Origin of the sequence: Streptomyces tricolor, from assembly GCF_002155905.1 — a bacterium.
Lineage (GTDB): Bacteria > Actinomycetota > Actinomycetes > Streptomycetales > Streptomycetaceae > Streptomyces > Streptomyces tricolor.
In genome coordinates this window covers 1-10389 of sequence record NZ_MUMF01000599.1, presented here as the reverse complement: position 1 = coordinate 10389, position 10389 = coordinate 1, and the positions used below count along the sequence as shown (strand labels likewise).

Genomic DNA, 10389 nt, shown 5'->3' with positions numbered 1-10389 from the left:
CCGCCGAGGACACCGCTCCCCGCGGCACGGGCGGCGCGCCGGCCGCCGGGAGCGGTGTCCTCGGCGGTCTCGTACGCGTCCTCGGGGCCGTCCTCGTCGGCCTCCTCCGAGCGGTCGGGGTGCTCGGGCCCGCCGGGCCGGTCCGGTTGCGCGTACGTCCCCTCGTGCGCGGCCTCGTACGGCTGCTCGTCGTGCCCGTACGGCTCGTAGGACTGCCGGTACGGCTGCCCGTGCGCGTGCGGGGCCGGTGCCGCAGCGGTGACGGCGAGACGGTCGGCCGGAGTTCCGCACCCGGGGCAGGCCAGGGCGCCGTTGAGGTGCCGTTGGCACGGGGGGCAGTAGTCCATGACGCGGGAAGACTAGAGTCCGCGCGGGTCAGGTTCCAGGCACCGCTGTGAAGGTTTGGTGCGGGATCGAAAGAGCTCTCGAAAGCCTTGCCGAAACCGTTACCTGTTCGACCCATTGACACCCCCGCCGGACCGTCCTTACTGTCACGCCAGCATTTCGAACGTGTGACGAAATCTCGAACAGCTGAGGGGCAACTGCCGTGCGCATCACCGGAATCAGCACGCACGTGGTCGGCACGCCGTGGCGCAACCTGACCTATGTCCAGGTGCACACCGACGAGGGGATCACGGGAGTCGGCGAGACCCGGATGCTCGGACACACCGACGCGCTGATCGGCTACCTGCGGGAGGCCGAGGCCAACCACATTCTCGGATCGGACCCGTTCGCTGTCGAGGACCTGGTCCGCCGTATGAAGTACGGCGACTACGGCCGAGCGGGTGAGATCGTCATGTCCGGCATCGCGGTCGTCGAGATGGCGTGCTGGGACATCAAGGGCAAGGCGCTGGGCGTGCCGGTGTGGCAGCTGCTCGGCGGCAAGGTGACCGACAAGGTCAAGGCGTACGCCAACGGGTGGTACACGACCGAGCGAACGCCGGAGGCGTACCACAAGGCCGCGCAGGGGGTCATGGAGCGCGGCTACAAGGCCCTGAAGATCGACCCGTTCGGCACCGGGCACTTCGAGCTGGACCACAAGGAGACCCTGTACGCCGTCTCGCTCATCGAGGCCGTGCGGGACGCCATCGGCCCGGAGGCGGAGCTGATGCTGGAGATGCACGGCCGCTTCTCCCCCGCCACCGCCGTCCGGCTGGCGAAGGAGATGGCGCCCTTCAAGCCCGCGTGGCTGGAGGAGCCGGTGCCGCCGGAGAACCTCAAGGCGCTGGAGAAGGTCGCGGCCAAGGTGGACCTCCCGGTGGCGACCGGTGAGCGGATCCACGACCGGATCGAGTTCCGCGAGCTGTTCGACAGCCAGGCCGTGGACATCATCCAGCCCGACGTCGGCCACATCGGCGGCATCTGGGAGACCCGCAAGCTGGCCGCCACCGCCGAGACCCACTACATGCTGGTCGCCCCGCACAACGTGGGCGGGTCCGTGCTCACCGCCGCCTCCCTCCAGGTCGGGTTCACCTCCCCGAACTTCAAGATCCTGGAGCACTTCAACGACTTCGCCGACGCGGAGATCAAGAAGGTCGTCAAGGGAGCGCCGCAGGTGGACCCGGAGGACGGCTGCTTCCACCTGTCCGACGCGCCCGGCCTCGGCGTCGAGCTGGACGTGGACGCGGCGGCCGAGTTCCCGCAGCAGCAGGCCCGGTTCGACCTGTGGGCCGAGGGCTGGGAACAGCGCAAGCCGAAGGGTACGAAGTGAGTTCCCAGGTTCTGATCGAGGCTCCGGGCGTGCACCGGGTCGAGGCCCACACGCCGCGTGCGCCCGGTCCCGGCGAGGCGCTGGTCGCGGTGCACGCGGTCGGCATCTGCGGCAGCGACCGCGAGGTGTACCAGGGCAACCGGCCGGAAGGGTACGTGCGGTATCCGCTCACGCCCGGGCACGAGTGGTCGGGGACGGTCACGTCGGTGGGCGCGGGGGTGCCGGACTCGCTCGTCGGTCGCAAGGTGGTCGGCGAGGGGTTCCGCAACTGCCAGGTCTGCGACCGCTGTCACGCGGGCGAGACCACGCTGTGCACGGCCGGATACGAGGAGACGGGGTTCACCCGGCCCGGCGCCATGGCGGCCACACTCACCCTGCCCGCCCGGCTGCTGCACGTCCTGCCGGACGACGCCGACCTCACCGCCGCCGCGCTGCTGGAGCCGGCCGCCTGCGTCGCCGCCGCCGCGCTCAAGGGCAACGCCCAGCCGGGTGAGCGGGTCGCGGTGGTCGGCACGGGCACGCTGGGCATGTTCGCCGTGCAGTTCCTGAAGGCGGTCTCGCCGGCGGAGCTGCTCGTCGTGGGCACCCGGGGCGACCGGGAGGCGCTCTCCCGGCGGTTCGGGGCGAGCGACTTCCGGCTGAAGGACGCCGTGGATCCGGCGCTGCCCGGGGACTTCGACGTGGTGATCGAGACCGCCGGGTCGGCGTCCGCCGCCCGCACCGCCGCCGCGCTGCTCCGGCGCGGCGGGCGCCTGGTCCTCACCGGGATCCCGGCGCCGGGCGCGGACGGGCTCGACCCGACCGATCTCGTCGTACGGCAGCTGGCCGTGCACACCGTCTTCGGGGCGCCGCCGGACGCCTGGGCGCACGCCGTGCGGGTGTTCGGCGCCGGGCTGCTCGACCCGCTGCCGCTGGTCACGCACGAGCTGCCGCTGACCGAGTTCCCGCGGGCCATCGAGCTGGTCGGGGCCGGCGATCCCCAGGTGGGCAAGGTGCTGCTCCGCCCCTGATCCGTACGCCGGTCAGGGCGTGACCCGACGGCGCCCCGACCGGCGTACCTCCAGCGCTTTTCGCTACCCAGAGCCGCGAACCTCGTCCGATATCTCGAACACTCAGGACCCTAAGGACAGCTTGTGACCGACGCTTCCGCTCCGGCAGCCCGCAGGCCCGGCGAGCAGGTGCTCGCCGCGCTCGGCCTGGGCGCGCCCGCCCTCGACCCCGCCGACGCCTCCGCCCACACCTTCCCGGGCGGCGGTCGCTGGCGCACCGAGATCCCCTCGTGCGAGGGTCCCGAAGCGCTGGCGGTCGTCCTCAAGGAGGCCTCGCGCCTCGATGTGCCGATCCACCGGATCAGCCAGGGCAGCGGCGTGTGGATGCTCACCGACGCCGAGATCACCGAGATGGTCGAGGCCACCGCCGAACGCGACATCGAACTCTGCCTGTTCACCGGCCCGCGCGGCACCTGGGACATCGGCGGCTCGGTGCGGTCCGACTCGCGGGGGGCCGGACTGCGCGCCCGGGGCCACGACGCGGTCGCCGGCTGCGTCGAGGACGCCGTCCGGGCCACCGAGCTGGGCGTCAAGTGCCTGCTCGTCGCCGACGAGGGCGTGCTGTGGACGCTGCACCGGGCCCGCGCGGCCGGGATCGTCCCGGCCGACACCACGCTGAAGGTCTCGGCGCTCATCGGCCCGGTCAACCCGGCCTCGTACGCCGTGTACGAGCGGCTCGGCGCCGACTCCGTCAACGTGCCCAGCGATCTGACGCTGGACCACCTCACCGAGATCCGCCGGGTGTCCGGCGCCCCCATGGACATGTACATCGAGGCACCCGACGACCTCGGCGGCTACGTCCGGATGTACGAGGTCGCCGAGCTGATCCGGCGCGGCGCGCCGCTCTACCTGAAGTTCGGCCTGTCCAAGGCGCCCGGCATCTACCCGTGGGGCACCCATCTGCGGGACGTGACCCTGGACACCGCCCGGGAGCGGGTGCGGCGCGGCCGGCTCGCCCTGGACCTGCTCGCCCGGCACGGCGCGGACGGCGACATGGCGCCGCTCGGCTCCCGCCTGCCGGGGCCTCTGCACCGGTTCCCCGTCGAAGCCTCCGCGCCCCTCGCCCCCACTCCCCTGCACTCCGCTCCTCTCCACGACGAGAACGACAAGGACTGATCCCCATGCGCAACCGCAGAGCCGCACTCGCCACGATGGCCGGAGCCGCCTCGCTCGCCCTCACGCTGACCGCCTGCGGCCAGAACAGCGAAGGCGGCAGCAAGGAGAAGTCGGGCGACGTCAAGGGCGCCACCATCGGCATCGCCATGCCGACCAAGTCCTCCGAGCGGTGGATCTCCGACGGCCGGAACGTCGTGAAGGACTTGGAGGCCAAGGGGTACAAGACCAAGCTGGTCTACGGCGAGGACGACCCGGAGACCCAGGTCTCGCAGATCGAGAACCTCATCACGCAGGGCGTGAAGGGCCTGATCATCGCGGCCATCGACAACAAGTCCCTGAACAGCGTGCTCCAGCAGGCCGCGGACGCGAACATCCCGGTCATCTCCTACGACCGGCTGATCCTCGGCACCAAGAACGTCGACTACTACGCCTCGTTCGACAACGAGAAGGTCGGCACGCTCCAGGGCCAGTACATCGTGGACAAGCTCGGGCTGGGCAAGGGCGAGAAGGGCCCGTTCAACATCGAGCTGTTCGCCGGCTCCAACGACGACAACAACACCAAGTACTTCTTCGGCGGCGCCATGAAGGTGCTCCAGCCGTACATCGACAAGAAGCAGCTGGTGGTCCGGTCCGGACAGACCCGGCTCAACCAGGTCGTCACCCTGCGCTGGGACGGCACCACCGCGCAGAAGCGCATGGAGGACATCCTCACCTCCTCCTACAAGAGCGGCCGGGTCGACGCGGTCCTCTCGCCGTACGACGGCATCTCCATCGGCATCCTGTCCGCGCTGAAGTCGGACGGCTACGGCTCGGGCAGCAAGCCGCTGCCGGTCATCACCGGCCAGGACGCCGAGCTGGCCTCGGTGAAGTCGATCATCTCCGGTCAGCAGACGCAGACCGTCTACAAGGACCTCCGCAAGCTCGCCGAGGTCGCCGCCGCGATGATGGACGACTCCCTGAAGGGCAAGAAGCCCGAGGTCAACGACACCAAGACGTACGACAACGGCGCCAAGGTCGTGCCGGCCTACCTGCTCCAGCCGGTCAGCGTCGACAAGTCCAACTACCGGAAGGTGCTGGTCGACGGTGGTTACTACACCGAGTCCCAGCTGAAGTGACCCGCCCTTTTCCTACGGAGTGAAAGGCACGACCATGGCGGGACCCGTCCTGGAAATGCGCTCGATCGTCAAGACCTTTCCCGGTGTCAAGGCGCTGTCGGACGTCACCCTGACCGTCCGGCAGGGCGAGGTCCACGCCATCTGCGGGGAGAACGGCGCCGGCAAGTCCACCCTGATGAAGGTGCTCTCCGGCGTCCATCCGTACGGCAGTTACGAGGGGGACATCCTCTTCGAGGGAGAGGTCTGCCAGTTCCGCGACATCCGGGCGAGCGAGCAGCACGGCATCGTCATCATCCACCAGGAACTGGCCCTGGTGCCGCACCTGTCCATCGCGGAGAACCTCTTCCTCGGCAACGAGCACGCCCGGCGCGGGCTCATCAACTGGCGCGAGACCCTGCGCCACGCCACCGAGCTGCTGCGCCGGGTCGGCCTGGACGAGCACCCGGAGACCCGGGTCGCCGACATCGGCGTGGGCAAGCAGCAGCTGGTGGAGATCGCCAAGGCGCTGTCCAAGCAGGTGAAGCTGCTGATCCTGGACGAGCCGACGGCGGCCCTGAACGACGAGGACAGCGACAAGCTCCTCGACCTGATCCTGGAGCTGAAGAACCAGGGCATCACCTCGATCATCATCTCCCACAAGCTCAACGAGATCCGCAAGGTCGCCGACTCGGTGACGATCATCCGGGACGGCCGGTCCATCGAGACCCTCGATGTGAAGGCGCCGGAGACGACCGAGGAGCGGATCATCGCCGGCATGGTGGGCCGCGATCTCGACCACCGCTTCCCCGAGCGCACCCCGCACCAGCCGGAGCAGGGCGCGACACCGGCGCTGGAGATCCGCGGCTGGACCGTGTTCCACCCGGTCGACCAGCAGCGCAAGGTCGTGGACGACGTGTCGCTGACCGTGCGCCGCGGGGAGATCGTCGGCATCGCCGGCCTGATGGGCGCGGGACGCACCGAACTCGCGATGAGCGTCTTCGGGCGGACCTACGGCCGGTACGCGGGCGGCACGGTCCTCAAGGACGGCACACAGATCCGGACCAGGACCGTCGCGGAGGCGATCGGGCACGGCATCGCGTACGTCACCGAGGACCGCAAGCACTACGGCCTGAACCTCATCGACACCATCAACCGGAACATCTCGCTGACCGCGCTGCACAAGGTGGCCAAGCGGGGCGTGGTGGACGAGCACGAGGAACGGCAGGTCGCCGAGGGCTTCCGGACGTCCATGAACATCAAGGCGCCCACGGTGTTCGAGCCGGTGGGCAGGCTCTCCGGCGGCAACCAGCAGAAGGTCGTCCTCAGCAAGTGGATCTTCGCCGGGCCGGACGTGCTGATCCTCGACGAACCCACCCGCGGCATCGACGTGGGCGCCAAGTACGAGATCTACACGGTCATCGACCAGCTCGCCGCCCAGGGCAAGGCGGTCGTCTTCATCTCCTCCGAGCTGCCCGAGCTGCTCGGCATGTGCGACCGCATCTACACGATGGCCGCCGGGCGGCTGACCGGTGAGGTGCCGCGGGCCGAGGCCACGCAGGAAGTGCTGATGCGCCATATGACGAAGGACAAAGAGGTAACGCGATGAGCACGGATGTGACCGCCAAGAGCCCGGCCCCCGCGCCGCCGGGCAGGAGCGGAGCGGCTGCCGACGGGGGGCTGCTCGGCCTGGTCCTGGCCGGGCTGCGCCGCAACATGCGCCAGTACGGAATGCTGATCGCGCTCGGTCTGATCGTGGTCCTCTTCGCGATCTGGACCGACGGGGACCTGCTGCTGCCGCGCAACGTCTCCAACCTGGTGCTGCAGAACAGCTACATCCTGATCCTCGCGATCGGCATGATGCTGGTGATCATCGCCGGGCACATCGACCTGTCGGTCGGCTCGCTCACGGCGTTCACCGGCGCCTTCGCGGCCGTACTGACCGTGCAGCACGGGATCTCCTGGCCCGTCGCGCTGGTGCTGTGCCTGCTGGTGGGCGCCGCGGCCGGCGCCGTCCAGGGCTATCTGATCGCCTATCTCGGCATACCGTCCTTCATCGTCACCCTCGCCGGGATGCTGCTCTTCCGCGGCCTCACCGAGATCCTCCTCAAGGGCCAGACCCTCGGCCCGTTCCCCGAGGGTCTGCAGAAGCTCGGCAACGGCTTCCTGCCCGAGGTCGGCCCGAACACCAACTACCACAACCTCACCCTGCTGCTCGGGTTCGTCCTGATCGCGGCCGTGGTGTGGCAGGAGTTCCGGGACCGCCGCCGCCAGCAGGAGTTCTCCCTGGACGTGCTGCCCACCCGGCTGTTCCTGCTGAAGCTGACCGCGCTGGTCGCCGCGATCCTCGTCCTCACCCTGCTGCTCGCCAGCTACAAGGGCGCCCCGATCGTGCTGATCATCCTCGGCGCGCTGGTCGTCGGCTACGGCTACGTCATGCGCAACGCGGTCTTCGGCCGGCACATCTACGCGATCGGCGGCAACCTGCCGGCGGCGAAGCTGTCCGGTGTGAAGGACAAGAAGGTCACCTTCTACGTCTTCCTGAACATGGGCGTGCTCGCGGCCCTGGCGGGTCTGGTGGTCGCCGCCCGGCTGAACGCGGCCTCGCCGAAGGCGGGCGTCAACTTCGAACTGGAGGCCATCGCCTCCTCGTTCATCGGCGGCGCGTCCATGAGCGGCGGTGTCGGCACCGTGCTCGGCGCCATCATCGGCGGTCTCGTCCTCGGCGTGCTGAACAACGGCATGAACCTCCTCAGCGTCGGCACCGACTGGCAGCAGGTCATCAAGGGCCTCGCCCTGCTGGTGGCGGTCGGGTTCGACGTGTGGAACAAGCGCAAGTCCGGTTCGTAAGCGTCCAGACAACGAAAGCCGTACCCATGGAACTGAACAGACGCACGGTCATCGCCGGAGCGGCCGCGGCGGGCCTGGCCGCCACCACCCTCGGCGGCACGGCCCAGGCGGCCCAGGGAAGGAAGCCGGTGAAGGAGCTCTTCGGCACGCTCGCCGACGGCACGAAGGTGTACCGCTGGTCGCTGGAGAACGGCGGCACCCGGCTGAAGGTGCTCTCCTACGGCGGCATCGTCCAGACCCTGGAGATCCCCGACCGGCACGGCCGGTACGCCAACGTGGTCGCCGGTTTCGACGACATCGCCGACTACGCCGCGAAGAGCCCGTACTTCGGCGCCCTGATCGGCCGGTACGGCAACCGCATCGGCAAGGGCCGGTTCACGCTGGACGGCACGCCGTACCAGCTGTCCGTGAACGACGGCGACAACAGCCTGCACGGCGGCACCCAGGGCTTCGACAAGCGCGTGTGGGACGTGGAGCCGTTCACCCGGGGATCCGACGTCGGCCTGCGCCTGCACTACACGAGCGCCGACGGCGAGATGGGCTACCCGGGCACGCTGCGCACCACGGTGACGTACACCCTCACCCGGCACGGCGACTGGCGCATCGACTACGCGGCCACCACCGACAAGGCCACCGTCGTCAACCTCACCAGCCACGTCTACTGGAATCTGGCCGGCGAGGGCAGCGGCACCGTGGAGGACCACGAACTCTCCATCGCCGCCGCCCGCTACACCCCCACCGACGCGGGTCTCATCCCCACCGGCGAGCTGGCCGCGGTCGCGGGCACCCCGTTCGACTTCCGGCGCGCCAAGCCGATCGGCCGGGACCTCCGGGCGGGCCACGAGCAGCAGGTGCGGGCCAAGGGGTACGACCACAACTGGGTCCTGGACAAGGGGATCACGGCGCGGCCCGAGCACATCGCGACCCTGCGCGACCCGCGCTCCGGCCGCACCCTGAAGATCGCCACCGACCAGCCGGGGCTGCAGTTCTACTCCGGCAACTTCCTCGACGGGACGCTCACCGGCACCGGGGGCCGCACCTACCGGCAGGGCGACGCCCTGTGTCTGGAGACGCAGCATTTCCCGGACTCGCCGAACCACGCGCACTTCCCGTCGACGGTGCTGCGGCCGGGGCAGACGTACCGGACGACGACGATCCACACCTTCGGCGTGTGAAGTCGTTCACGTCCCGGGTGAGTTGAACGCCACAGCCGCCCCCTCCGTATCCAAGGGCGGCCCGTGCTCCCCCGCACGGGCCGCCTTGAACGGAGGTTCCCTTGGCCGGCAACGTCACCTCGTTGTTCCGCGGCACCGCCGCGCACAGCCCCTCCATGGCGGCGCTGACGCGGGAGGGCGGCGACGGAACCGGCCCGGTGGACTTCTGCATCCCGTGCAACCCGTACTTCCCGACGCCCGCCATGTTCGAGGAGATGGCGGCCCGGTTGCGCGAGATCGTCACGTACTACCCGAGCAGCGCCGACACCATCACCGGCGAGCTGTGCAGCCTGCTCCAGCTCCCGCCGCAGTGTGTCGCGATGGGCAACGGCTCCACGGAGCTGATCACCTGGATCGACCATCTCCTGGTCCGTGAGTCGCTGGCCGTCCCGGTCCCCACCTTCGGCCGCTGGACCGACCAGCCGATGGAGACGGGCAAGCGGGTCGACATGTTCCCGCTCCAGGAGGCGAACGGCTTCGCCCTGGACCTCGGCCAGTACACCGAGTTCCTCCGCGCCCGGCGCACCCGGGTGGCCGTGATCTGCAACCCGAACAACCCCGACGGCGGCTATCTGCGCCGCCGGCAGGTGGTGCAGTTCATGGACGCCATGGCGGACCTGGACCTGGTCGTGGTCGACGAGTCGTTCCTGGAGTTCGCCGACGCGGAGGCCGAGCCGAGCGTCGTCGAGGAGGCCATGCTCCGCCCCAACGTGATCGTCCTGCGCAGCCTCGGCAAGAACTTCGGCCTGCACGGCATCCGCTTCGGCTACCTCGTCGCCAACCCGGCGCTCGCGGGCAAGGTCCGCTCGATGCTGCCGAAGTGGAACCTCAACTCCTTCGCCGAGCACGTGGTGTTCATGCTGAAGGAGCACGGGCCCGAGTACGCGCAGAGCCTTCAGCAGGTCCGCCGCGACCGGCTGGAGATGGCCAGCCACCTCTCCGCGCTCCCCGGCCTCACCGTCTATCCCTCCCAGGGCAACTTCCTCTTCGTGCGGCTGCCCGTCGGTGCCGAGGGCACGGTGGTACGGGACCGGATGCTCACCGAGCACCGGATCCTGGTCCGCGAGTGCGGCAACAAGATCGGATCCTCCAGCCGCTTCCTGCGGCTCGTGGTGCGCCCCCAGGTCGACGTGCGTCGCCTGGTGTCCGGCCTGGAACAGGTGCTCTACGGGTCCAGGAGGGGAGCCGCCGTGCCCGAGCCGGGCACCGGGACCAGCTACAGCTCGGGCACGGCGGCGGTGGACCGGCTGGTCAGCGAGACCAACGGGGCCGGGATGCGGCTCACCGCGGCCGGCCCCGCTCCGGCCGCCGGCACCGGCATGCCGCTCCCCGCCGCCGTCACGCCGGCCGGCGGCGGG

General features: G+C 69.8%; 9 protein-coding genes. 8 read left to right on the top strand and 1 reads right to left on the bottom strand.

The features are described 5' to 3' along the window. A partial coding sequence (locus CCN44_RS43625) for an SCO2400 family protein (protein ID WP_462509660.1) occupies positions 1-347 on the bottom strand: 347 nt, incomplete at its 3' end. A gap of 200 nt (positions 348-547) precedes the next feature. Between CCN44_RS43625 and CCN44_RS34810 the strand changes: the two genes are divergently transcribed. From CCN44_RS34810 to CCN44_RS34775, 8 genes are all read left to right on the top strand, one after another. Further along, the gene (locus CCN44_RS34810) at positions 548-1711 is read left to right on the top strand and encodes a mandelate racemase/muconate lactonizing enzyme family protein (protein WP_059249250.1); all 1164 of its coding nucleotides are present in this window, start codon (positions 548-550) and stop codon (positions 1709-1711) included. Beyond that, on the top strand, positions 1708-2721 hold the full coding sequence (locus CCN44_RS34805) for a zinc-dependent alcohol dehydrogenase (protein ID WP_059249252.1): 1014 nt from the start codon (positions 1708-1710) through the stop codon (positions 2719-2721). The genes CCN44_RS34810 and CCN44_RS34805 overlap by 4 nt, the downstream gene beginning before the upstream one ends. A 123-nt stretch (positions 2722-2844) precedes the next feature. After that, a complete protein-coding gene (locus CCN44_RS34800; RefSeq protein WP_059249254.1) occupies positions 2845-3876 on the top strand; it encodes a hypothetical protein in 1032 nt (343 codons plus the stop codon). Positions 3877-3881: 5 nt separating this feature from the next. After that, on the top strand, positions 3882-4991 hold the full coding sequence (gene chvE / locus CCN44_RS34795) for a multiple monosaccharide ABC transporter substrate-binding protein (RefSeq protein ID WP_059249256.1): 1110 nt from the start codon (positions 3882-3884) through the stop codon (positions 4989-4991). A 34-nt stretch (positions 4992-5025) separates the two neighbouring features. Then, complete coding sequence (mmsA, locus tag CCN44_RS34790; protein ID WP_086702468.1) at positions 5026-6576, top strand: multiple monosaccharide ABC transporter ATP-binding protein; 1551 nt, start codon at positions 5026-5028, stop codon at positions 6574-6576. Next, positions 6573-7817, top strand: a complete 1245-nt coding sequence (gene mmsB / locus CCN44_RS34785) for a multiple monosaccharide ABC transporter permease (protein WP_086702465.1) — start codon at positions 6573-6575, stop codon at positions 7815-7817. The genes mmsA and mmsB overlap by 4 nt, the downstream gene beginning before the upstream one ends. A gap of 26 nt (positions 7818-7843) precedes the next feature. After that, positions 7844-8992, top strand: coding sequence for an aldose epimerase family protein (locus tag CCN44_RS34780; protein ID WP_086702462.1), 1149 nt, complete (start codon positions 7844-7846; stop codon positions 8990-8992). Between the two features lie 101 nt (positions 8993-9093). After that, positions 9094-10389 (top strand): pyridoxal phosphate-dependent aminotransferase (locus CCN44_RS34775; protein ID WP_107502136.1); only part of this gene is annotated, 1296 nt, incomplete at its 3' end.

Coding starts and splice junctions, on each gene's coding strand:
- chvE (WP_059249256.1), top strand. CDS start 3,882: ATGCGCAACCGCAGAGCCGCACTCGCCACGATGGCCGGAGCCGCCTCG.
- mmsA (WP_086702468.1), top strand. CDS start 5,026: ATGGCGGGACCCGTCCTGGAAATGCGCTCGATCGTCAAGACCTTTCCC.
- mmsB (WP_086702465.1), top strand. CDS start 6,573: ATGAGCACGGATGTGACCGCCAAGAGCCCGGCCCCCGCGCCGCCGGGC.
- CCN44_RS34780 (WP_086702462.1), top strand. CDS start 7,844: ATGGAACTGAACAGACGCACGGTCATCGCCGGAGCGGCCGCGGCGGGC.